Annotated in this window: 18 protein-coding genes, 1 tRNA gene and 1 riboswitch; of the genes, 11 read left to right on the top strand and 8 right to left on the bottom strand. The window is 62.1% G+C overall.

The genetic code is table 11. The features are described 5' to 3' along the window. Positions 1-66: 66 nt before the first annotated feature. The 6 genes from ribD to AC1RQ9_RS05955 all read left to right on the top strand — a co-directional run bounded on the left by ribD (position 67) and on the right by AC1RQ9_RS05955 (position 7,399). Positions 67-1,071: a bifunctional diaminohydroxyphosphoribosylaminopyrimidine deaminase/5-amino-6-(5-phosphoribosylamino)uracil reductase RibD gene (gene ribD / locus AC1RQ9_RS05980; protein ID WP_485985995.1), complete on the top strand. Its 1,005-nt coding sequence runs from the start codon at positions 67-69 to the stop codon at positions 1,069-1,071. A gap of 2 nt (positions 1,072-1,073) precedes the next feature. Then, complete coding sequence (locus tag AC1RQ9_RS05975) at positions 1,074-1,691, top strand: riboflavin synthase (RefSeq protein WP_485985994.1); 618 nt, start codon at positions 1,074-1,076, stop codon at positions 1,689-1,691. Further along, entirely contained in the window at positions 1,691-2,941 is a 1,251-nt protein-coding gene (ribB, locus tag AC1RQ9_RS05970) for a 3,4-dihydroxy-2-butanone-4-phosphate synthase (RefSeq protein ID WP_485986033.1), read from the top strand. The genes AC1RQ9_RS05975 and ribB overlap by 1 nt, the downstream gene beginning before the upstream one ends. Positions 2,942-3,088: 147 nt before the next feature. Beyond that, positions 3,089-3,574 carry a 6,7-dimethyl-8-ribityllumazine synthase gene (gene ribH, locus AC1RQ9_RS05965; protein WP_485985993.1) on the top strand — a complete coding sequence of 162 codons (486 nt, stop codon included), beginning with the start codon at positions 3,089-3,091 and terminating at the stop codon, positions 3,572-3,574. A 79-nt stretch (positions 3,575-3,653) separates the two neighbouring features. Then, a complete protein-coding gene (locus AC1RQ9_RS05960; RefSeq protein ID WP_485985992.1) occupies positions 3,654-4,664 on the top strand; it encodes a lysylphosphatidylglycerol synthase domain-containing protein in 1,011 nt (336 codons plus the stop codon). 140 nt (positions 4,665-4,804) lie between these two features. Further along, positions 4,805-7,399 (top strand): MMPL family transporter, encoded by a 2,595-nt coding sequence (locus tag AC1RQ9_RS05955; protein ID WP_485985991.1) that lies wholly within the window; start codon positions 4,805-4,807, stop codon positions 7,397-7,399. 123 nt (positions 7,400-7,522) lie between these two features. On the opposite strand, the gene AC1RQ9_RS05950 is transcribed toward AC1RQ9_RS05955, so the two are convergent. From AC1RQ9_RS05950 to AC1RQ9_RS05940, 3 genes are all read right to left on the bottom strand, one after another. Next, the gene (locus tag AC1RQ9_RS05950) at positions 7,523-8,608 is read right to left on the bottom strand and encodes an oxidoreductase (RefSeq protein WP_485985990.1); all 1,086 of its coding nucleotides are present in this window, start codon (positions 8,606-8,608) and stop codon (positions 7,523-7,525) included. 212 nt (positions 8,609-8,820) lie between these two features. Continuing rightward, a complete protein-coding gene (locus tag AC1RQ9_RS05945) occupies positions 8,821-10,590 on the bottom strand; it encodes a porin (protein ID WP_485985989.1) in 1,770 nt (589 codons plus the stop codon). 472 nt (positions 10,591-11,062) lie between these two features. After that, positions 11,063-11,308, bottom strand: coding sequence for a hypothetical protein (locus AC1RQ9_RS05940; RefSeq protein ID WP_485985988.1), 246 nt, complete (start codon positions 11,306-11,308; stop codon positions 11,063-11,065). A gap of 92 nt (positions 11,309-11,400) precedes the next feature. Between AC1RQ9_RS05940 and AC1RQ9_RS05935 the strand changes: the two genes are divergently transcribed. After that, positions 11,401-11,916, top strand: coding sequence for a DUF2721 domain-containing protein (locus AC1RQ9_RS05935; protein WP_029335482.1), 516 nt, complete (start codon positions 11,401-11,403; stop codon positions 11,914-11,916). A gap of 8 nt (positions 11,917-11,924) precedes the next feature. Here AC1RQ9_RS05935 and AC1RQ9_RS05930 read toward each other — a convergent pair whose 3' ends face one another. From AC1RQ9_RS05930 to AC1RQ9_RS05910, 5 genes are all read right to left on the bottom strand, one after another. After that, positions 11,925-12,878: an ABC transporter substrate-binding protein gene (locus tag AC1RQ9_RS05930; RefSeq protein ID WP_193733157.1), complete on the bottom strand. Its 954-nt coding sequence runs from the start codon at positions 12,876-12,878 to the stop codon at positions 11,925-11,927. A 75-nt stretch (positions 12,879-12,953) separates the two neighbouring features. Then, positions 12,954-13,050, bottom strand: a riboswitch (TPP riboswitch). 62 nt (positions 13,051-13,112) lie between these two features. Then, positions 13,113-14,327 carry a cytochrome b gene (locus AC1RQ9_RS05925; RefSeq protein ID WP_485985987.1) on the bottom strand — a complete coding sequence of 405 codons (1,215 nt, stop codon included), beginning with the start codon at positions 14,325-14,327 and terminating at the stop codon, positions 13,113-13,115. 208 nt (positions 14,328-14,535) lie between these two features. After that, positions 14,536-14,612 (bottom strand) — tRNA-Arg (locus AC1RQ9_RS05920). Positions 14,613-14,681: 69 nt separating this feature from the next. Next, positions 14,682-17,975: an efflux RND transporter permease subunit gene (locus tag AC1RQ9_RS05915; protein WP_485985986.1), complete on the bottom strand. Its 3,294-nt coding sequence runs from the start codon at positions 17,973-17,975 to the stop codon at positions 14,682-14,684. Between the two features lie 27 nt (positions 17,976-18,002). Beyond that, positions 18,003-18,845, bottom strand: a complete 843-nt coding sequence (locus AC1RQ9_RS05910) for an SDR family NAD(P)-dependent oxidoreductase (RefSeq protein ID WP_485985985.1) — start codon at positions 18,843-18,845, stop codon at positions 18,003-18,005. Between the two features lie 84 nt (positions 18,846-18,929). Here AC1RQ9_RS05910 and gmk point away from each other — a divergent pair, with 84 nt between their 5' ends. From gmk to AC1RQ9_RS05890, 4 genes are all read left to right on the top strand, one after another. Beyond that, entirely contained in the window at positions 18,930-19,592 is a 663-nt protein-coding gene (gene gmk, locus AC1RQ9_RS05905) for a guanylate kinase (protein ID WP_193733083.1), read from the top strand. A 136-nt stretch (positions 19,593-19,728) separates the two neighbouring features. Next, positions 19,729-20,967, top strand: coding sequence for a multidrug effflux MFS transporter (locus AC1RQ9_RS05900; protein ID WP_485985984.1), 1,239 nt, complete (start codon positions 19,729-19,731; stop codon positions 20,965-20,967). Between the two features lie 129 nt (positions 20,968-21,096). Next, positions 21,097-21,882, top strand: coding sequence for an MlaE family ABC transporter permease (locus tag AC1RQ9_RS05895; RefSeq protein WP_141261484.1), 786 nt, complete (start codon positions 21,097-21,099; stop codon positions 21,880-21,882). Next, positions 21,879-22,673, top strand: coding sequence for an ABC transporter ATP-binding protein (locus AC1RQ9_RS05890; RefSeq protein ID WP_485985982.1), 795 nt, complete (start codon positions 21,879-21,881; stop codon positions 22,671-22,673). Before AC1RQ9_RS05895 ends, AC1RQ9_RS05890 begins: the two co-directional genes overlap by 4 nt. Positions 22,674-22,754 lie beyond the last annotated feature (81 nt).

Raw genomic sequence — 22,754 nt, 5'->3', positions numbered from 1 at the left:
GGATGGATGGAGTACTGTATTTTGGACGCGTTGCCACAGGGTGTCACACCCCCTTCAGGCCCCGACATGCCAGCCACGATCGCGCACGCCTTTCGTGCGGCGGTGGATGAAGCCGCGCGCCATGTAGGGGCGACCGCCCCCAACCCGCCGGTGGGCTGCGCCCTGCTGGACGCTGCCGGCACGATCCTGGCCGTTGGCGGCCACCACCGCGCTGGCACCCCCCATGCCGAAATACAGGCCATAAACCAGTGCCGCGAACGCGGGTTGCTGGATCGCGCCCACACGGCGGTCGTGACACTTGAACCATGCAACCATACCGGCCGCACCGGCCCGTGTTCACAGGCGCTGCTGGCGACGCCGGTGCGTGATGTCTGGATCGGCGTGCGCGATCCCAACCCCCATGTCGAAGGCGGCGGGGCGGACTACCTGCGCCAGCATGACTGCCGCGTGCATGTTCTCCACCCCACCGGGCCGCAGGCCGAAATACAGGCCATGTGCCGCAGCCTTCTGGCCCCCTTCGCCCATTTCATGCGCACGGGACAGCCGTGGATCACGGTCAAGCAGGCGCTGGACGCCACGGGGTCCATGCTGCCGCCGGCAGGGCGCACCACCTTTACCTCCGCTGCGTCGCTTGACCTTGCCCACCACCTGCGCCGCGCCACGGATGCGGTGATTACCACAGGGGACACCATCCGCGCCGACAGGCCGGGCCTGAACGTGCGCCGGGTGGCCGATCACCCCGGTCGCGCGCCACGTGTCCTGGCCATCTGCACCCGGACGGGGGAAGTGGACGAGGCATACCTGCAGGCCGCGCGCGCACGCGGCTTTGCGGTGCAGGTGTGCACCGACATCAACGCCCTGCCCGACATGCTGGGCATGGCGGGCGTGACATGGGCGATGGTGGAAGCCGGCCCCCGGCTGTTGGCGGAAATCGAGACCCGTGACCTGTGGCACGACTGGCTGGCCATTACCGCCCGCCCTGATGGCACGGACCAGTACAGCATACGCGTGCGGGAGGGGGATGTGACACCGCTACGCCTGTTCCCCGAACTGGCCGCCGTGAAGGAGTAATCATGTTTTCCGGCATTATTGAACACCAGGGCCGCATCACCGCCGCGCGTCGGCTGGACCGGGACCTGGACATAACCGTGGCCACCGGCATTCCCGACCTGACACTGGGTGAAAGCATTGCCGTCAATGGCGTGTGCCTGACGGTCACATCATTTGATGTGGCGGGAACGGCCACATTCTTCATCAGTTCGGAATCGCTGGACCGCACGGCGCTGGGACGGCTTACCTCCGGGCATACCGTCAACCTTGAACGCGCCGTCACGCCCACCACCCGCCTGTCGGGTCATATCGTGCAGGGGCATGTGGACGGAACCGGACGGCTTGCGGCGGTAAAACAGGCAGGCGAGGCCCGGCACATCACCTTTATCGTGCCTGCCCGCCTGCGCCGTTACCTGGTGGAAAAGGGGTCGATCACGATCGACGGCATCAGCCTGACGCTGAACGAAGTCGGCGCACCGGGGGAAGATGGCTGTGGTGCGGATGAATTCCGCATCGCCCTGATGATCATCCCCCACACATGGGACCACACCACCCTTGGCACCCTGAAGGCCGGGGACCCCGTGAATATCGAAGTCGATGTCATCGCAAAATATGTGGAGAGCGTATGTCAGTATCGTTGATGCCCCCGGCACTGGCACAGGCCGTTGCCACCATCCGCCGGGGCGGGATGATCATCCTTGTGGATGATGAGGACCGCGAGAACGAAGGCGACCTGGTCATGGCCGCCGAACTGGTCACGCCACAGGCCATGAACTTCATGGTCACCCATGCGCGCGGACTGGTGTGCATGCCCATGTCGCCCGAACGCATTGCGCAGCTGAACCTGCCGATGATGACGCAGGTAAACACCTGTCCGCGCGGCACGGCGTTTACCGTGTCCATCGAGGCGCGTGAGGGTGTCACCACCGGCATTTCGGCCGCCGACCGCGCCGAAACCGTGCTGGTGGCGGCAGCGCCCGATGCGAAGCCCGGGGATCTGGTCTCACCCGGTCATATCTTCCCGCTGCGCGCGGTGCCCGGCGGCACGGTGGCACGCCCCGGCCATACCGAGGCCTCGGTCGACCTCGCCCGCATGGCGGGGCTGATCCCGGCTGCCGTGATCTGCGAGATCATGAACGAGGACGGCACCATGGCCCGCATGGACGACCTGCGTCCGTATGCCAAGCGCCATGGGCTGCAGATCCTGTCCATCGCTGAACTGGCGAAATGGCTGGAAGCCAACCCGATCGGCGCCACGCCAGAAGCAAAACCCGCCATCGAGCAGGTCGCCCGCGCCCATCTGCCCAGCCGCTTTGGCGGGCCGGACATGATGATCCACGCCTTTCGCGCGCCCGATGGCACCGAGCATGTCGCCATGGTCAAGGGCCAGCCTGACCGCGCGGGCACCGTACCACTGGTGCGCCTGCATTCGGAATGCGTGACGGGCGATGCGCTGGGATCGTTGCGGTGCGACTGCGGCGCGCAGCTGCAGGGCGCGCTGGAACAGATCGGGCGCGCGGAATCCGGTGTGCTGGTCTATGTGCGTGGTCATGAAGGGCGCGGCATCGGCCTGGCCAACAAGATCCGCGCCTATGCACTACAGGATGAAGGACTGGATACGGTGGACGCCAACCACCGGCTGGGATTCCAGACCGATGCGCGTGACTGGCAGGCGGCATCCGACATCCTGCGCGCGCTGGGGGTGAACCGGCTCGACCTGCTGACCAACAATCCTGACAAGGTACGTGCGCTGGAACGTCATGGCTTTGACGTGCGTGAACGCATTCCCCTTGCGGTGGAACCCAATCCCTTCAACCGGGCCTATCTGGAAGCCAAGCGTACCCGGATGGGGCATGCCCTGTGCGAACCCGCAACAGCGGACGCCCACTGACAAAAGTCTTTGGTGAAGCTTTTTCCAAAAAGCTTCGAAGAATGCCGCCTTTTTGAAAAAAGGCGGCACCCAGAAACTTTTGTCATTTTTTATCAAAACGTTGTTTCCAGATCCCCTTCTACAACAAAAAACGGAAAACTCCCGGATATGAGCACCAACATCCCCTCCGCCCCCGCCACGCTTGAATTCGCCCGCCCGCCGCGCGTCGCCATTGTGGTCAGCCGCTTCAATGAAAACGTGACCCATGGCCTGCGTGATGGCGCGCTGGCATGGCTGGGGGAACATGACATTTCCATGCGTAATGAAGATGTCATGTATGCGCCGGGGGCGTACGAACTGCCGCTGCTGGCACAGACGCTGGCACGCACCGGCCGGTACGATGGCGTGGTCTGCCTTGGCTGCGTGATCAAGGGCGATACGGCGCATTTCGAATTCATAAGCCTGGGCACTGCCGTGGGCCTGCAGCAGGCGGCGCTGAACACGGAAGTGCCAATCGCGTTTGGCGTACTGACCACCTACACGGACGAACAGGCGGTGGTCCGTTCGCGTGACGATGTGCACAACAAGGGTCGCGAAGCCGTGGCCGCCTGTGTTGAAAGTATCGCATTGCTTCAGAAAATCAGAGGCTGCTAAGATACGCTGGCAGTCCATTAAATGGCTAAAAACAGCCTTTTAATGGTCCTGTTTGAGGGAACATGGACAGGGATGGCGAATGCGGCAGCTTACCTTCATTGCCGGGGCATTCGGTATCGGTCTGACGATATGGATGCTGGGGCGTTTTGGCCTGCATGACATCCTCCGGCTGATCGCGGCCGGGGGGTGGAGCATTCCTGCCATCATCATTTTCCATGCAAGCCAGGTCTGTGTTTCGGCGCAGGCATGGCGCCTGCTGGCCCAGAGCGGCCGCCCCCGCCTGTCCTTTACCGATTTTTTCGCCCTGCGCTGCGCGCGTGAAGGGATCAACAACCTGCTGCCGGTGGCGCAGGTTGGCGGCGAGGTCATTACCACCCGCCTCATGGCCCGGCGGGAAAACCTTGGCATCAGGCGCGCCGCCGCTGCCACGATCTGTGACCTGACCATTGAACTGCTCAGTCAGGTCACCTTCACGCTGATCGGGCTTGGGGTGCTGTTCTGCCTGGTCAACCGTTCGCATGTGACGGACGAACTGATGGAAAGTGCCGGGGCGGCCGTAGCACTGGGTGCGGTGTTCTTCGGCAGCCAGTACCTGGGCGCCATTTCCCTTGTGGAAAAGCTGCTGGTGCGCATCGCCGCCCATCTGGGATGGGACGGGGTGGACGACATCCGTGGGCTGCATGCCGAAATCATCGCCCTGTACCGCACACATGAAAATTCGCTGCGCGCGGGGGGCCTGCAACTGCTTGGCTGGTCGCTTGGCACGTTCGAGGTGTTTCTTGTCCTGGCCGCCATGGGACACCCCCTTTCACTGGCTGACAGCTTTGTGATCGAAAGCGTGGGGCAGGCCGCGAAGTCGGCCGGTTTTGCCGTACCCGGTGCGCTGGGCGTGTCGGAGGGGGGATATATCATCATCGGCAGCCTGTTCGGGCTGTCGCCACAGGTCGGGATCGCGCTGTCGCTCATCAAGCGCCTGCGGGAGATTGCATGGGGTCTGCCATCGCTCATGGCATGGCAGGTAATGGAAATACGCTGGATCCGCCCCACCCCGTCCCCCCCGCGGGAGATGCACCTGCCCGGTCAGTCATGATGTCCGGGTATGGCGCGGTACATCGTGTGACAAAGAACCACCTTGCATCGGGACCACATCATGGGCCAAACCGGGCCTCTTCACCGACTGCCGCGCTTCATGCGGCACGACGTAGGTTTCTGAAGGGCTGAATACTCGTCATGCTATCGGTACCGCTTGGGCGCCTTGTCGCTTTCTGTTCCCGTCGTGCCATTGCGGTGGTACTGGCATTTGCCTGCCTGATCGCGGGGGCGACCTATGCCAGTTACGCGCTGTTGGGCGTGACCACGGATACGGGGACAATGTTCTCGTCCTCGCTGGACTGGAAAAAGCGCTCGGACGAGATGGGACGGCTGTTTCCACAAAAACAGGACCAGCTTGTCGCCGTGATCGACGCGGCCCTGCCTGAAGAGGCACAACAGACCGCGCTGGCGCTGGCGGCCAGGCTGCGCGACGACCATACCCATTTCAATTACGTCACCACGCCCCAGACCGATCCCTATCTGGTGCGCAACGGCCTCATGTTCCTTGACCCCAAGGCGCTGGAGCGGGTGCTCAACACCACCATCACCGCGCAGCCGTTCCTGAGCGAACTGGCCGCCGACCCGTCGGGACGCGGCCTGTTCAACGCGCTGAACCTGATTGCGCTGGGCATAAGCCAAGGGCAGGCCGATCTTGGTCCCTTCCATGCGGCGCTGGACGGTTTTGCCACGACGCTGCAGCATTCGGTATCGGACACGCCCGAACCCCTGTCATGGGAACGCCTGCTGGCGGGTGACCTGGCTGATCTTGGTGGCAAGTACCAGTTTGTCGTGACCCAGCCCAAGCTGGATTATGATTCCTTCCAGCCCGGTGGCGCCGCGTCGGACGCCATCCGTGATGCCGCCAATGCCCTGCCCTTCGTCAAGAGCGGCCGGGCGCATGTCCACATTACCGGCGATACCCAGATCGCGGATGAGGAATTCGCCACCGTGGCCGAAGGCATGGTTGCCGGATTGCTGGGGTCGCTGGTACTGGTCACGCTGTGGCTGATCCTGGCGGTGCATACGTGGCGCATCATCGTGCCGATCATCATAACACTGGTGTCCGGGCTGCTGCTGACCACCGGGTTCGCAGCACTCGTGGTAGGCAAGCTGAACCTGATTTCGGTCGCGTTCGCCATTCTGTTCGTTGGCATCGCGGTGGATTTCGCCATCCAGTTCTCGGTCCGGTTCCGTGCGCAGGCGCTGCCTGATGGCACGTCACCGGGACTGCTGGACGCGCTTGAGCAGACCGGCAATGAAACCGGGCACCAGATCCTTGTGGCCGCCATGGCAACCTCGGCCGGGTTCCTTGCCTTTACCCCCACCGCCTTTGTCGGCGTGGCCCAGCTTGGCCTGATTGCCGGTTTCGGCATGCTGTTCGCCTTCATCTGCACGCTGACGCTACTGCCGGCGCTGCTGCGGCTGTTCCGCCCGACTTCGGGCCATGGCAAGATCGGGTTCGCCTTCGCCCGCCCGATTGACGTTGCAATCCGCCATCACCGCAAGCCGATCCTGGGCGCCTTCGTGGTGATCGCGCTGGTGGGCGTAGCCCTTGTGCCCCGCCTGACATTCGACGCCGACCCGCTGCATACCAAGAACCCCAAATCGGAAGGCATGGTCACGCTGGGCATGCTGATGTCGGAACCGCAGTATTCGCCCTATACGGTGGATGTGCTGATGCCGAACCTGGATCAGGCGGCCGCCATGTCCGACAAGCTGTCGGACCTGCCGATGGTGCATGACGCACTATGGCTTGGGTCACTTGTGCCTACGGACCAGAAGACCAAGCTGCCCCTGATCCAGGATGCCGCGAACATCATGCTGCCGACCCTGCTGGTCCCCAACCCCAAACCCGCGCCGAATGCGGACGACCTGCGGACGGCGGCAGCCAAGACGGCGGCGGCCCTTGGCGGCGTGATGGACAAACTGCCCGCCAATGACCCGCTGCGCCGCATCCAATCCGCACTGGCCCATCTGTCACAGGCGGACGACCAGCGCGTGCTGGCCACCAATGAGGCACTGGTGCGCTTCTTGCCCATGCAGCTGAACATGCTGCGCGACATGCTGCAGGTGAAGCCGGTTGCGATTTCCGATGTGCCCGCGCAGCTGGCGCATGACTATCTGCTGCCTGATGGTCGCGCACTGGTCGAAGTTCATCCGACCAAGGAGATGAAGGGCAACCGGGCGCTGCACGTCTATGTGGATGAAATCCAGAAAGTCGCCCCCATGGCGGCGGGTTCCGCCATCGACATCGTGCAGAGTGCGGCGACCATGGTGCATGCCTTTGTCACGGCGGCTGCCGCCGCCATCGTGATGATTGCCATTATCCTTGCCGTCGCCCTGCGCAAGCTGCTGGATACGGCGCTGGTGCTGGCGCCGCTGCTGCTTTCGGCGCTGATGACGGTCATCCTGATCATCGTGGTGCCCGAACAGCTGAACTTCGCCAACATCATCGCCCTGCCCCTGCTGCTGGGGGTTGGCGTGTCGTTCAACATCTATTTCGTCATGAACTGGCGCGCGGGGATCAAGCTGCCCCTGTCCAGCCCGACGGCACGCGCGGTGCTGTTTTCCGCGCTGACGACCGGCACAGCCTTCGGTTCGCTGGCGGCATCCCACCATCCGGGCACGGCCAGCATGGGCCGGCTACTGCTGCTGTCGCTGGCGTGCACGCTGGTGGCGACGCTGATCTTCGTGCCAGCGCTCCTGCCCAAGCGCCCGATCGACGAGGAATGATCCCATCCTGCCGGGAAAACAAAAAAGGCCGCACCCGAAAGGATGCGGCCTTTTTTTATACATACCCCGATCAGGGCGGGTTCCGGCACCCTACGGATCATGAACAGTTCCAGGCACAGTTTCCTACAGCCCTGCCTGTAGCCAGTCCTGTCTTTCCTGTTCCGTCAGGGGCAGGGGAAGGGCCATCCGGCGATGGCTGGACAGGACGCAGGTTTCCAGGACCGCCATCAACGCCACGGCCTGTATGGGGGGCACGGGATTATGGCCCCGGCCCATGATCGCATCGCGCAGCATGGCATAATAGATCCGCTGGTCACCGGGCGGTGCAGGTAGCGCACGGGGTGCAGCGGCACCGTCAAACACAAGCATGTCGTCAGGGTCATCGCCCCAGCCCGGATCACCGGGACGCATTCCGGCCCGAAGCTGGTTTTCCTGCTGGTCGGGCTGACGTTTCACGACCGTGCCACCTGTCCCATGCACGACAAAACGTGGACCGGCCCATGCCGACAGCAGGCTGCAATGCAGGCTGACCCGTCTTTCCCCATAGGTCAGCAGTACCTGCGCCCAGTCATCGCCGCAGGCATTGTCGCGCTGATGGGCCAGACTGGCCTGCACATGATCCGGCAGGCCAAACAGTTGCAGGGCCTGATCGGCCAGATGCGGGCCAAGGTCAAACCACAGACCACCGCCCACTGCATCCGTTTCGCGCCAGCGGTCACGCACCTGCGGACGGAAGCGGTCCATGCGCGATTCCAGTTCGGTTACCCGTCCGACCTGCCCGGTCGCGATCAGGTTGCGGATGCCAAGGAAATCGCTGTCCCAGCGCCGGTTCTGGAAAACGGACAGGAACCGCCCCTGTTCACGGGCAACCTGTGCGACCCTGCGCGCCTGTTCCAGCGTTATGGTGAACGGCTTGTCCACCACCACATGCAGTCCGGCGCGTAACGCCCTGATGGCAAGGTCGGCATGGGTCGCATTCGGCGTGGCGATAACCACCATGTCCAGATCAGGCAGGGCGAACAGGGCATCGGGGGCTGGCGTGACCGTCACCTCGGGCCAGTCATGCAGCACCGCGTCGCGTTGCCGCGAACAGACAGCGACCAGTTCAAGCCCCGGTGTAGCATTGATCAGGGGAGCGTGAAAAATACGCCCGGCAAAGCCATAGCCGACAAGGCCGACCCGTAAGGGCCAGCGTGGTGGTGTGGACATGCGTCTGCCTTCCCTATGGTTTCCCATGATGCTGGAAACCAGCACATGAAGGGCAGAGTATCAAAACAGCCTGCTGATAAAAGTTTTTGGGTGCCGCCTTTTTTCAAAAAGGTGGTGTTCTTTAAAGCTTTTTGAAAAAAGCTTCACCAAAAACTTTTTTAAAATCAGTCATATGCTTCATAGGCAGCTTTTGCTCCATGCCGCCCGTAGCATCAGAACAGCAGGATCATACCGCCCGATGCGCTGTTGTCACTTTCCTTGTAAGGGCCGTGGGCAGCCGAACTGGTATGGGCGTATTCGGCCACAAGGTTCAGCCAGTCCGTCATCTTGTAGTAGGCGGCGCCCACTTCGGATTCATTGCGGCGGACAAGGTCGGGATTGCTTTCACCCGGGGCAAGATAGAGGTTACTGACACCATAGCTTCCGACCAGTTTGAACTTCTTGGTGAAGTTATACATCATCTGGACATAGTAGCCTTCCGACGACCGCTTGCGCCCGTTACTGGCCACGCCATCAAAGAACAGGCCGGTCGTGCCCAGCCCGCTGCCACGGTAGTAATAACCCACGAACTGTGCCGGGCCATAGGTCAGCTTCGTGCCAATTTCGCCCGCTTCCGCCGTGACACCATGCTTCTGGCCCGGAATGACGGCGACATCTGCAGTATTGCTGGTGGTCATGTTGTAAATGCCACCATTTTCTTCAAGCAGTTGGGTGGAAACCGTTGTCGTCTTGCTGACGGTCAGGTTCTGCTGGTGCTGGGTCAGGAAACTGGCCCAGATGCGTGCGCTCAGGCCACCGATCTTGAAGTCGTATGTCACCTTTCCCTGGATCATGGGCGAACTGTGCTGGGTGGATCCGGCCGAATAGGCATTGCCATTGGCGTCATCGCCAGAGAAATCGAACTCATCCAGCGGCTGCAGGATGCCGATCGTGCCCTGGAAGCCCTTGATGGTGGGCGACTGATACGAAATCTGCGGGATCCAGTCGGCATACACGTAACCGACGCCGATACGGCCCAGCGAGGTATTGCCCGGGGCCGAGTTGCTGCCGGTGGAACCGACACTCAGCAGGGTCGCGTCATCAAGGATGGCGTCACCGCCAAAGATGCCAAGATCACGACCGATCTTGAACGTGCCCCATTTCTTGTTGCCCGCCGTCACGTAAACCTGACGAAAATCGATGCCGGCGGTGCCAAGGCCTACCGGGCTACCGCCGGTATTGGCATTGAAGGCGCCGTTCTTGGCATTGTTGATGCCGGGATACATGCCCATGACGGCGGCAAGGTCGATGCCGTTCTGCGTTGTCGAGAGCTTGAGGATCAGGCCCGCAGGCAGCAGGCCGTTACGCAACGCCGAGGAATCGAACCCGCTTGCCCCGGTCGAGACGCCACCGGCCACCGGCATGCCGCCCGCCGGGCTGTTATAGGTATAGAATCCGTTGATGAAGCCCGACAGGTTGATATCGACCGGACCCGCCTTGAAGGTCAGTCCCTTGCCGGGCTGATATTTTTCCATGCGCACGAATGACAGGCCGCCGCCAAGGCCCATGGAATGCTGGGCCGCCAGCCAGGTGGATTCAGCCGATGCCGCACTGGCCTGTGCGCTGGCTGCCGCCTGCTGCGCCTGCGCCAGAACGTAGTCGGGGTCCATGCCACCACCGCCAATATCAATCTGGCCGGGGGGCTGGATCGGGTGCCCCATGGCAGTGCGCACCTGCTCGTGGGCGGATGTGGGGACGGCCATATGGCGCTGTGCAGGCATATACTGCGTCGTGCGGCTGGCGGATGCCGCTTCGCGCACATGCTGCATGTGATGGGCCAGAAGCCCCTTGTACTCGCCCTGCGTCAGGCTGCCCTTTGCCTTCAGGATGTCGAGGAGTTCACTATAATCGTCAGCCCACGCATCTTCGGGGCAGGCAAGGGATGCGCTCCCGCTTGCCATAACAACTACCGCGCCAATACGCGCCAATTTTCCTGCCGACATAGTATTAAACTCCCTGCCAGCATTCCTGTTGTATAAAACCCTGCGGGTCAATGGCCCCCTTCAGGCGCAACAGGTGCCGTCCAGCTACATGAAATGCCTGTAATAACACAGGGACTCTTCCCCCCATGAGGGATAAAAGCAGGACATGCATTCCCGTATCCGGATGGATTCGTTGGCAAACCTTCCTTCTTTTTCATACAATGTTCAAAATATGGTCAGTAGGGAACACATGTGCGTTTCCCGACCGAAAGCGTACGATATCACAGTACGGCAGGGACAGCCGGACGGATAAAAAATCGATACCGTAACATTTTTAAAGATGCATCAAACAATCGTGTGCTTATGTTTTTTCTGACCCGTGACCAGTAAAAACCAACACAAGTACGTTATGCGCATTCAGGAATACAGAATATATCATCACAAAGCTGTGTTTGTATTCTACTGGTTAATTATTGACTGTATCCCTTATGCCCTATCCCGCATTCAGGGTCGTGCGGGCCTGCCGCCATGCGGCTTCCAGTGCATCGATCATCGTGTCGTGGGGTGTGGTCCATTCCGGCGCATCCTGTCCCGGCATGCCCAGGCGCGCACGCCACTGCCCGGTACCGGTGGATGAGGGCTGGCGGTCAAGGTTGAGCGTCCAGTCTGCCGGAATGCGTGCCAGGACGCGGGCCAGCCGTTTTTCCGGTGTCAGCGGTGTTGCGTAATTATGTGACATGGAATCTCCTTACGTTCTCGCAATATCGACTCTGTCCTTGACGTGGGCGGTGATAAGCCCAAAAAACGCAGGCTTTGCCCGTAGCCAAGGATATGCCTTTCGTGTCTGCCTTCCCCGGCCTTGTTCCCGATGCATCCGTTGATGGTGTCGCCCACCTGATCCAGACCGCACTGACACCGGTTTTCATGCTGTCGGGTATCGGCACATTGCTGAACATGTTCAATACACGTCTGGCCCGTGTCAGTGACCATATCGAGACGGTACGCGACAAGCTGGAAAATGCTGATGACAAAAACAGCACGGATTCCGTGTTGCTGTTACGCCGGTTGACGCATCTGCATTACCGCACCCTGCTGCTGGATGCGTCCATCCTGTTCGCGGGCGTGGGTGGGGCATCGGCCTGTGGTTCGGCCTTTGCGCTGTTCATGGGCAGCGTGCGTGATGCATCCATTGCGTGGTGGCTGGTGCTGATGTTCGGCAATGCGCTGGTCTGCACTGTCATCGCGCTGGCCATGTTCCTTGGTGACAGCCTTGTTGCGTGGCATGGCCTGCGGGTCACGACCTTCCTGCCGCACAAGCAGGACATGCTGAACAATATCGTTGACTGATATGGCGGTCAGGGTGCCGCAGTCTGGTTGAACGGATCGATGGCGTATTGTCCCAGCGGGATGTCATGCGTCATCATGCCATGGGCATGCAGGAACGTGGCAAAAGCGGTATAGCGGGGTACGTTCAGCAGCGCTGGCTGCTTGCAGATGCGCGGCAGGGTGGCCTGCCACGCCGCCCGGTTCAGCGGCGTATCGAATTCCGGGTGGTCATGGATCGTCTGCGCCAGCATGGTGTCGGGATGGTTGATGAGGGTATTCGCCCCCTCCGCCAGCGCATCCATGAACTGGCGTATCCACGCATCATGCGCATGGTCGCGACCGGCCAGAAAGATCAATTCATCCGACATCGGCACGCCGTGTTCCTCGGGGAAAAACGCGGAAACTTTTATACCCTTCTGCTGCAGGTCGATCAGTTCATATGTGCGCACCGCCCCGATCACGCCATCCACGGCATGGCTTATGATCGCCTGTTCCAGCTGGAAATTGACATTGACCTGATGCACGTCCCCCATTGCCAGCCCTGCCGAATGCAGCATGGCGTCCAGTGCCGCGTCATCCACACCCGGCATGGACACGCCAATGGTCCTGCCCTTCAGGTCGGCGATGGTGTGAACCCCTTCCCCCATGATCAGGACATTCAGCGGGGTATCAATCAGGGTACCCACCCGTACCAGCGGAATATTCTGGTCCGCCAGCATGCCAAGCTGCGTCTGGTAGGATACAGCAAGGTCCGCCTGCCCCGCCGCAACCAGACGTGCGGGCGATCCGGGGTCGGCCGGGGCGACCAGCTTCACATCCAGTCCGTGCCGGGCGAACGCGCCGCTGTACTGGGCAGCCAGAAGGGCGGCGTGATCGGCGTTGAGGAACCAGTCCAGCACGACCGTGACCCGCTGGCTGGCGGCATGGGCAGGCGGGGCCATTACCATGCAGGCCAGAAAACCTGCTGCCCGGAGGGCGCACATGAGGGTTCGCATGGATGATAGGCTCCCTTTCCCTGACATCCGTGATCCACGGCAGGCAGGGAACGGGTGCGTATGTCCCGGTCGGGACAGCCTCCCTTCGCTGGCATGACCCAGATCAGGTTCAACGGGTATGATCTCAGCCCACGGATCATGGGCACCCCGGTCAGGCAGGAAGAGTGTGGGCACGGCCTGCATCCGTCAAGTCACGGATACAGGACCATGCCCGATGACGTATCAGGCGTCGGGCTGCTGGCGTTCACGGCGTGCGCATAGTGGCAGCAGCACAAGGAAATAACCGAAATAATACAGTGCCGCGATCCGGCCCGCGATCATCCAGCCGCCTTCGGCATGGTGGCGGCCCACCAGCCCCATCAGCACGAACGAGATGACCAGTCCCACCATGCCGATCCTGCAGGCCGGGCGAAAACGCGCCGAACGGACGGGCGAACGGTCCAGCCATGGCACCGCAAACAGGATCAGGATCGACCCCGCCGCCGCCAGCAGGCCGCCAAATTTGGACGGCACGGACTGCAGCAGGCCGTAAAAGGGCAGGAAATACCATTCCGGCTCGATATCGGCAGGCGTGTGCATGGGGTTGGCGGGGCGGTAGTTTTCCGGCTCGGACAAAAGATCGGGCCACAGGAACGCAAGCGCCACGAACACCAGCGCGAACAGCACAAGACCCGTCAGGTCCTTGGTCGTGTAATAGGGATGAAAGGACACGGTCTGGCGTTCGGGCACCGGCCTGCCATCGGGGTTGTTCGGCCCGCTGACATGCAGCGCCGCCACATGGAAGGCCACGACAGCCACAATGGCGAACGCCATGAGGAAGTGCAGCACGAAAAAGCGGTGGATGAAGATATCCCCCAACTGATCGCTGCCTTCCATGATGTGTTCAAGTGTTGCGCCAATGACCGGCACGGCGCCCACCGCCTTGCCGGCAACATCGGCCCCCCAGTACGACATCTGTCCCCATGGCAGTACATAGCCCGCGAATGCCGTGACCATGACCATCAGCAGCAGCCCCAGACCGGTCAGCCACAGAATTTCGCGCGGCTGCTTGTATGACCCGTAATACAGCCCCCGGAACAGGTGAATGTACAGGGCCGCCATGAACAGGCTGGCCCCGGTCATGTGCATCGCGCGCAGCATCCAGCCACCCGGCAGCTGGCGTTCGATCATCTCCACCGACATGAAGGCCCCGGCGGAGGTGGGGGTATAGTTCATGGCCAGGAAAATGCCCGTGGCCAGCATCAGCACCAGCACCGCCGTCAGGATCGCCCCGAAATTCCACAGCGCATTCAGGTTCCGGGGCATGCGGAAGTCGATATATTCCTGCCGGAAGCCGCTTACGATTGGAAGCCTGCGGTCGATCCAGGACAGGATGCCGCCAGAGCGTTCGGATGGCGCATGTGGGGGAATGTTTTCGGGGAGGCTGGACCCGCTCATTCTTGTTTCCTGAATTCAGACGAAAGAAAAATCAGGTAACGGTGTAGCAGCCACACGGACGGCAGGCACCTCATCTTTTTGAATCAGGAACGATTTCATACCATGGCGTCGCCATGCAGCGACACGTTTCGCCATGTCGCCGGAAACGCCTGCGGGCACAGACCAGAAAGGGCTGCGCCACAACAGTAATCCTGATTTTAAGGAAAAGTGGCGCACCCGAAAGGACTCGAACCTCTAACCCCCAGATTCGTAGTCTGGTGCTCTATCCAGTTGAGCTACGGGTGCGCTGTGAGGCGGCTTTTAACTGACCCTGCCGGACCCCGCAACCCCTTATTTTCAATTATCGAAAATTTTTCATTCCTTCGTGCGCGACAGCAGCCGGCCCACGGTCCGCCGGGTCCAGATGCGGATACGTTCCATGTAAAGGTAGATGACCGGCGTGGTGTAAAGCGTGAGCAACTGGCTCATCATAAGGCCCCCCACCACCGTAATGCCCAGCGGGCGGCGCATTTCCATGCCGTAACCACCGTTGGTAATCAGCGGCACGGCCCCAAGGGCCGCTGCCAGCGTGGTCATGAGGATGGGACGAAAGCGCTGGATGCACGCATCGCGAATGGCATGGCGGGCGTCCAGTCCCCGGTCGCGTTCGGCATGCAGCGCGAAATCCACGATCAGGATGGCGTTTTTCTTCACGATTCCCACCAGCAGGATCATCCCGATCATGGTGATCAGCGAAAACTCCTGCCCCAGCGCCCACAGCGCCAGCACCGCTCCCACCCCGGCCGAAGGCAGGGTGGACATGATGGTCAGCGGATGGATGTAGCTTTCATACAGGATGCCCAGCGTCACATAGATCGTGACAAGGGCCGCGATGAAGATCAGCACTTCGTTGATGATGGCGGACTGGAACTGTGCCGCCTGCCCGGTAAAGCCGCCATGGATGGTCTGTGGCATATGCAGCCGGACCATGGTGTCGGCAATGGTGGCCGCCGCGTCACTCAGCGCCATGCCGGGGGCAAGGTTGAAGGAAATGGCCGCCGATACGAACCCGCCCTTGTGCGAAACGGTAATGGCGGTGGGGCGTGGTTCAAGCCGCGCCACGTTTGAAAGGGGCAGCATGGTTTCGGTGCTGGATGACACGGCGGACCCGTTTGACGCACCCGTGCCGCCCGCCAGCCTGTTGGCGATTTCGTTGCGGAAGGACTGCTGGCTCAACTGCGTGCTGGTACTGGCCTGCGTGGTGGTGGCCATGCGGGCGCGGACCGTATTGGACACCGTCCCGCCACCGGGGCTGCCACCGGCGGTGGAAATGCGGAATGACTGCAGGATGTCGGGCGATGTGCGGTACTGGTCCGCCACTTCCATCACCACATGGTAGGTGGCAAGCGATGTGGAGATGTTGGAGGCAATGCGCTGGCCAAACGCGTCATACAGCGTGTTGCTGACCAGTTGTGGCGTAATCAGGTACCGCGCCGCAAGGTCGCGGATGATGTCGGCATGGATGGCAGCGCCATTGTTCATCACATCCGTCGTGACATCGCGCAGGGCGGGGGCCGTGCGCAGCGCCGCCGTCAGGGTTGGCACCCATGTATAAAGGGCGTCCGCATCATCACTGGTCAGAAGATAGCGATAGGCGCCTTCCTTCTGCCGTCCGCCACCGCCACTTATGTCGCCAGCCGAAAACAGGGACACATCAAGCCCCGGAATGTTGGCCAGGCGTTTATGGATGCGTTCGATCATCTCATCGGGGCCATCATCGCGCTTCGTGCGGTCCACCATCTGGGCAAAGGCCTGCCCTTCGATATTGGTGTCACCGGAAAAGGCGATGACTTCCTGCGCATCCCTGTCGACGGTCATCGCATCGCTTATGGCGCGGATCTTTTGTGTCATGGCGGGAAACGACGTGGTCTGGTCGGCGCGGAAGAAGCTCATGACCATGGCCACGTCTTCCTTGGGCAGGATCCCCTTGGGCATGAGCACGATCACCCCGATCATGATCGCAAGGCTCAGCGGCAGGGACACGGCGGTCAGCACGTGGTGGCGCAGCGCCACATCCAGCGTGCGTTCGTAAAACCGCAGCAGGTGCTGGTACCCCGCTTCCAGCCAGTCACCCACGGCCCGCGGCCAGCGCCGCCACCACGGCGCGCCAGGGGGCAGGGGCGTGTCATGGCTGACTTCCAGCAGAAGGCTGCACATCATCGGCGTCAGGCTGAGGGCAAGCACCAGCGAGACGGTGACGGTAATGGCCAGCGTCATGGAAAATTCGAAAAAGACCTTGCCCGGCGTTCCCCCCAGCAGCAGCAGCGGCAGGAACACCGCCACCAGTGATATGGTGATCGACATGACGGTAAACCCGATTTCACGCGATCCCTTAAGCGACGCCTCCATCCGTCCCATGCCCGCTTCCATGTGGCGGGCGATGTTTTCCAGCACCACGATGGCATCATCCACCACGAATCCGGTCGCAATGGTCAGCGCCATGAGGGACAGGATATCGAGCGAGAAATGGAACAGCGACATGATCGCCAGCGTGCCTGCCAGCGAAATGGGCACCGTAATGGCCGGGATCAGCGTGGACCGTGGCGTGCGCAGGAACACCAGCACGACAGCCACCACCAGCAGCACCGATGCCAGCAGCGTCCACTTCGTATCGGCCAGTGACGCGCGGATGGTGATGGAACGGTCCATGGCCGGGGTCAGCGTCACCTCGGCCGGCAGGGCGGCACGCAATGCGGGAAGACGGTCCTTGATTTCATCCGTTACGCGAATGACGTTGGCGCCCGCCCGCGGGAGGATAATGGCCATGGCGGCCCTGCGCCCGTTCAGGAAGCCGACCTTGCGTTCGTTTTCCACCCCGTTATGCACGTAGGCCACGTCCTGCAGCCGCACGGGGCGGCTGTCACGGTAGCCGATGACAAGGTCACGGTACTGCGCCGCACTGCGGGCCTGGTCATTGGTGGCCAGGGTGTAGCGCGTGGTGTCGTTCTCGATCACGCCCTTGGGGGTATTGGCGTTGGCCGACGCCAGGGCGGAACGGATGTCCTCGAACCCCAGCCCGTATTTGAACAGCGGCCACGGATTGATTTCCACCCTGACCGCGGGCGCGGAACTGCCCATGAGTTCGACCCAGCCCACACCCTGCACCTGTGACAGCAGGGGCTGCAGGCGTGTCTTGGCGATATCATACAGTTCCGACATCGGCTGCGTGTCCGATGTCAGGGCAAGGATCATGATCGGGTTTTCGGAAGGGTTGGCCTTCCAGTATTCCGGCTGTGATTCCAGCGTTGCAGGCATGTCGGCGCGGGCCGCACGCAGGGCGGCTTCCACGTCATTGGCGGCGGAATCTATATTGGTCGAATCATCGAATGTCAGCAGGATGAAGGCGCTGTCCTGGCTGGAATCGGATTCGATCTCGCTGATACCCGCGATCTGCCCCAGCCTGCGTTCCAGCGGGGTGGTGACGGAACTGGCCATCTGCTGCGGTGATGCCCCCGGCTGGCTGGCCACGACGTAAATGACGGGTACCGCGATATCCGGCAGGTCGCCCACCGGAAGGATCCGGTAGGCAAAAAGTCCGGAAAGGACGATGGCCGCCGCCAGCAGGGTGGTCGCAACCGGGCGTAGGATGAAAATACGGCACAGGTTCACTGCCTGTTCCCGGGTTCTGGATGCATGCTATTCCTGATTGTTGCGAACGGCGGGGCTGTCTGTTTCCAGCCCGGTTTCCGCCATGGTGCCCGCCTGTCCCGCAGGCTGGCGATAATAATAGTATTCCGCGACCCGCATCGGCAGCAGGTCCATGAACCGTGATCCCGCCACCAGCCACCGTGGGAACGAAATACGCCGCCTGCCTGCCGCAACACCCGACAGGATGGCGCGCACGGCATCACCCGTCTGGGTCAGGCCGGGCATGTGGAAACTGTTCTGCGTGGTCATGGGGGTGGCGACGAAGCCACAGCATACGCTGGACATGACAATGCCCGCGCGTTTCATGTTGGCCCCTGTCGCCACCATGAAACGGTCCACAGCCGCCTTTGACGCGCAATAGGACGGCGTACCGGGGAAGGAGACAAGCCCCGCCACCGACGACATGGCGCAGATGCGCCCCCGCACCCCGTCACATGCACGGGGTTGCGCGCGCATGACATGGATGGCGGGCAGCACCGTGTTCAGCACGCCATCCATGTTGGTCGCGAACATGCGGCGGACCTGTGCATCGGGTTCATGCGGTGCTTCGTCTCCACCCCTGGTGGAGGCGGTAATCCCCGCGCAGGCAAAGACCAGGTCCAGCGGGCCTGCGGTCGTGATCCATTCTTCCATGCCCGCCTGTTCACGGACATCCTGCACCCGTATGCGGGCATCCGCGCCGCGTGCGATGCAGTCTGTCGCCACGGCGCGCAGGTTGCCGGCATTGCGTCCACCCAGATGCAACGTACGTCCCGGTCGTGCAAGGGCAAGAGCAAGCCCGCGTCCAATTCCGGACGAGGCACCTGTAATCAGTATCGAATCCTGTTTCATATTCGCAGAATACATACACCCTGTTAGAACAGCGCTACCCCGTTTACGCATCCGGCGCGCATTTACACCGCCAAGGAGAACCGCATGACCCAGACAACCACCCCCACCCGCACACCCGCAGTCGCCCCGGTCCGGCGCCGTGGGGTATGTCTGGTCATTTCAGCGCCATCAGGGGCGGGGAAGTCAACCATTGCGAATGCGTTACGTGCGTCGGAGCCCCAACTGCTGCATTCCGTGTCCGTTACCACCCGCCAGCCCCGCCCGGGCGAAAGTGATGGAATTCATTATCATTTCCGGAGCATGGAAGAATTTACCCGCATGGCCGAAGCGGGTGAGATGCTGGAATGGGCGACCGTATTCGGTCGTGGGTACGGCACCCCGCGCGCACCGGTGGAGCAGGCACTGGCGGAGGGGCGCGACATGGTGTTCGATATCGACTGGCAGGGACACCGCCAGATCCGCGCCGCCCTGCCGGGGGATGTGATCAGCCTGTTCGTCCTGCCGCCTTCGATCGCGGAACTGGAACGCAGGCTGCATGGCCGCGCGTCGGATGAGGCGGACGAGATCGCACGCCGCATGCAGGCCGCGCGCGACGAAATCTCGCACTGGAATGAATTCGATCACGTCATCATCAATTCCGACCTTGACCAGGCCATAGCCGAAGCCCGTGCCGTGCTGGTGGCGGCCAGGCTGGAACGCCACCGTCAGGTGGGGCTGGCGGACCTGGTGGCCAGCTTCGGGGTCTGAAGTCACCTCCGGCGCTCAGCCATCCATCGGGCGATGCATGTGTTTCATGCGCCATGGATGATGGACAAGCCGCCGGGAATTGATATGCGGGTTAGCGCGGCATCCGCCGCGCCCCGCCCTGACCGCCCGGATTCCCATGCCCACGCGCCGTATGCCCGCCCCCGTCCTGCCATTCTGGATGATTGCCCTGCTGGGGCTGCTTACGGCCATCGGTCCGCTGGCGACCGACATGTATCTGCCCGCCTTTCCCATCATGGACGCGGAACTGGCGGGGGGACACGCAGGCACCAGCCAGGTCACTCTGGCGGCATGGTTCGCGGGACTGGCGGTGGGACAGTTCAGCCTTGGCCCGATTTCCGACCGGCTGGGCCGCAGGCTGCCGCTGCTGGGGGGGCTGGTGCTGTTTACGGTGGGATCGGCCGGATGCGCCATGGCCACGGGCTTCGACCTGTTCTGCCTGTGCCGTTTCGTCTCGGCGCTGGGTGGGGCGGCGTGCGCGGTCCTGCCGCGCGCCATCGTGCGCGACGTGGCGACAGGGGCCGTAGGCGCGCGCATCATGTCGCAGCTCATGCTGGTGTTCGGGGTCATGCCCATCCTTGCACCCTCACTGGGCAGCCTGGTGCTGATGATGGGGCACTGGCGGTGGATTTTCCTGATCGCGGTCATTTATGGCGTGCTGGGACTGCTGACGGTGCTGGCGACCATGCCCGACACCATGCCGGTGGAAAAACGCATCGCCTTTTCGCTGACCGGCACGATCACCCGCTATGCCGGTCTGGTGCGTGAACCGGTGTTCATGTCCAGCGCGCTGATCAACAGTTTTTCCTCGTTCGTCATGTTCGCCTACATCACCTCTGCGCCCGTGGTGTTTGAACACCTGCTTGGGTTCACGCCTACCCAGTTCGGGGTATTTTTCGGCATGAATGCGGGGATATTCATTGCCTGCGCGCAGCTGAACGGCAGTCTGGTCCACCGGATCGACCTGTCACGGCTGCTGGATGGCGGCATCGCGTGCAGCGTGGTGGCGGCAGTAGCCTGCCTGGTGCTGTCGCTTGCGGGCATTGCCGGTCCCGCGCATCCTGTCCTGGTATGCGTGCTGATCAGCTGTATTACCGGCTGTCTGGGGTTTGTGGGGCCAAACGCCACGGTGCTGGCCTTTACCCATCATGGCCACCAGGCGGGCAGTGCGTCGGCGTTGATGGGCACCATCCAGTTTTCCCTTGCGGCGGGCAGCGGTTTCATCCTCGGGCATGTGCCCTTCCATTCCCCCGCGCCGCTGGCGGTGGTGGTCATGGGGGGCGTGGGCTGCATGGTGGCGTGCAACATGTGGCGCCATGCCTGCAACCGGCGGGTAGATGCATCCCACGTGCCCTGATCGTGCAGCACGCACGGCAGGGGGTACGCGCTTTCGCTTTGACGTGGGGGACATGCCGCGCTACGGCAGGAACATGTCTGCTGAACCTGTTGTCCGGCATGGCGATCACCCACATGCGCGGGAGGCGTTGTGAACGGCATTCTCGATTTCATTGCCGGGCTGGGCAGGGCCGTTCTGGATATCGTCCGCATGGCGGGGCGGGTGGCGCTGTTTGCCGCCGTTGCCCTGTCGCATGTGGTCCGCCCCCCCTTCTACTGGCGCACGCTGTGGGGCACGCTGGTGGAAATCGGCTATTTCTCCCTGCCGGTCGTGGCGCTGACCGCACTGTTTTCGGGCGGCGTGATCGCACTCCAGTCCTATACCGGTTTTGCCCAGTACCATGCCCAGAACGCCATTGCCGGGATTGTCATCCTGGCGGTCACGCGTGAACTGGGGCCGGTGCTGGCGGGACTGATGGTGGCGGGCCGGGTCGGGGCCGCCATGTCGGCCGAAATCGGCACCATGCGCGTGACCGACCAGATCGACGCGCTGTCCACCCTGTCCACCAACCCCATCAAGTACCTGGTCACGCCACGGCTGGTGGCGGGCACGCTGGCGCTGCCGTTCCTTGTGCTGGTGGCTGACATACTGGGTGTACTGGGCGGGTTTACCGTGTGCGTGATGAAGCTGGATTTTTCGGCTTCCGCCTATATCACGGCCACGATTGCCTCGCTCAAGGTCATGGACGTGACGGTGGGACTGGTGAAGGCGGCCATATTCGGGTTCCTGATCGCGCTCATGGGCTGCTACCATGGCTATCACAGCCGTGGCGGGGCCGAAGGCGTGGGGGCGGCCACCACGGCCGCCGTGGTCGCGGCCTCGATCCTGCTGCTGACGTTTGATTACCTTCTGACGGATGTGTTCTTTTCCCAATGAGTGACGCAACCCCCAAGATCCGCATTCGCGGCCTGAAAAAGGCATTCGGTCCCAAGGTGGTGCTGGATGGGGTGGACCTTGATGTTATGGGTGGCACATCATTCGTGGTCATTGGTGGTTCGGGCACCGGCAAGTCGGTGCTGCTGCGCTGCATCCTGGGCCTGATTACGCCTGACGCCGGGTCCATCGAGATTGATGGCGTCGATGTCACCACCCTTTCGCCCCGGCAGCGCGAACCCTACATGGCGCGGATCGGCATGCTGTTTCAGAACGGCGCGCTGTTTGACAGCCTGAGCGTGTGGGAAAACGTGACCTTCGGCCTTGTTGCCGCCGCCCGCGCGGGCCATGGGCCGCGCATTACCCGCGCACAGGCCCGCACGCGCGCGGGCGCCCTGCTGGAACAGGTGGGCATGGACCCTGCCGTGGGCGCGCTGTCGCCATCCGAACTGTCGGGCGGCATGCAGAAACGTGTGGGGCTGGCACGCGCCATTGCGGCCCGCCCTGAAATCCTGTTCTTTGATGAACCGACAACCGGGCTTGATCCCATCATGGGCGCGGTGATTGACGGGCTGATTGCCGATTGCGTGCGCAAGCTGGGATCGACCGCCATCGCCATTACGCATGACATGGCGTCCGCCCAGCGGATCGGGGACCGGGTGGGCATGCTGTATGAAGGCAGGCTGATCTGGCAGGGGGCGCCATCAACGTTGTTCAGCAGTGGCAACCCGGTGGTGGACCAATTTACCCATGGCCGCCGCGAGGGGCCGATCAAGGTAGACGTTCGTAACTGATTGATAAAAAACATAAAAGTTTTTGGATGTCGCCTTTCTGAAAAAGCTTCACCAAAAACTTTTTTCATGTTTTCCAAAGGG

Source organism: Komagataeibacter ossonobensis (assembly GCF_057359305.1).
Note: the sequence above shows the minus strand (reverse complement) of the source record. Positions and strands in the feature narration are given on the sequence as shown.

Bases quoted from the DNA above. Each gene is read 5' to 3' on its own strand.
- AC1RQ9_RS05930 (WP_193733157.1), bottom strand. From the start codon at position 12,878: ATGTGCGCCCTCCGGGCAGCAGGTTTTCTGGCCTGCATGGTAATGGCC.
- AC1RQ9_RS05935 (WP_029335482.1), top strand. From the start codon at position 11,401: ATGCCTTTCGTGTCTGCCTTCCCCGGCCTTGTTCCCGATGCATCCGTT.
- AC1RQ9_RS05960 (WP_485985992.1), top strand. From the start codon at position 3,654: ATGCGGCAGCTTACCTTCATTGCCGGGGCATTCGGTATCGGTCTGACG.
- AC1RQ9_RS05950 (WP_485985990.1), bottom strand. From the start codon at position 8,608: ATGTCCACACCACCACGCTGGCCCTTACGGGTCGGCCTTGTCGGCTAT.
- ribB (WP_485986033.1), top strand. From the start codon at position 1,691: ATGCCCCCGGCACTGGCACAGGCCGTTGCCACCATCCGCCGGGGCGGG.
- AC1RQ9_RS05955 (WP_485985991.1), top strand. From the start codon at position 4,805: ATGCTATCGGTACCGCTTGGGCGCCTTGTCGCTTTCTGTTCCCGTCGT.
- AC1RQ9_RS05945 (WP_485985989.1), bottom strand. From the start codon at position 10,590: ATGTCGGCAGGAAAATTGGCGCGTATTGGCGCGGTAGTTGTTATGGCA.
- AC1RQ9_RS05900 (WP_485985984.1), top strand. From the start codon at position 19,729: ATGCCCACGCGCCGTATGCCCGCCCCCGTCCTGCCATTCTGGATGATT.
- AC1RQ9_RS05925 (WP_485985987.1), bottom strand. From the start codon at position 14,327: ATGAGCGGGTCCAGCCTCCCCGAAAACATTCCCCCACATGCGCCATCC.
- AC1RQ9_RS05910 (WP_485985985.1), bottom strand. From the start codon at position 18,845: ATGAAACAGGATTCGATACTGATTACAGGTGCCTCGTCCGGAATTGGA.
- AC1RQ9_RS05975 (WP_485985994.1), top strand. From the start codon at position 1,074: ATGTTTTCCGGCATTATTGAACACCAGGGCCGCATCACCGCCGCGCGT.
- AC1RQ9_RS05890 (WP_485985982.1), top strand. From the start codon at position 21,879: ATGAGTGACGCAACCCCCAAGATCCGCATTCGCGGCCTGAAAAAGGCA.
- gmk (WP_193733083.1), top strand. From the start codon at position 18,930: ATGACCCAGACAACCACCCCCACCCGCACACCCGCAGTCGCCCCGGTC.
- AC1RQ9_RS05940 (WP_485985988.1), bottom strand. From the start codon at position 11,308: ATGTCACATAATTACGCAACACCGCTGACACCGGAAAAACGGCTGGCC.
- ribH (WP_485985993.1), top strand. From the start codon at position 3,089: ATGAGCACCAACATCCCCTCCGCCCCCGCCACGCTTGAATTCGCCCGC.
- ribD (WP_485985995.1), top strand. From the start codon at position 67: ATGCCAGCCACGATCGCGCACGCCTTTCGTGCGGCGGTGGATGAAGCC.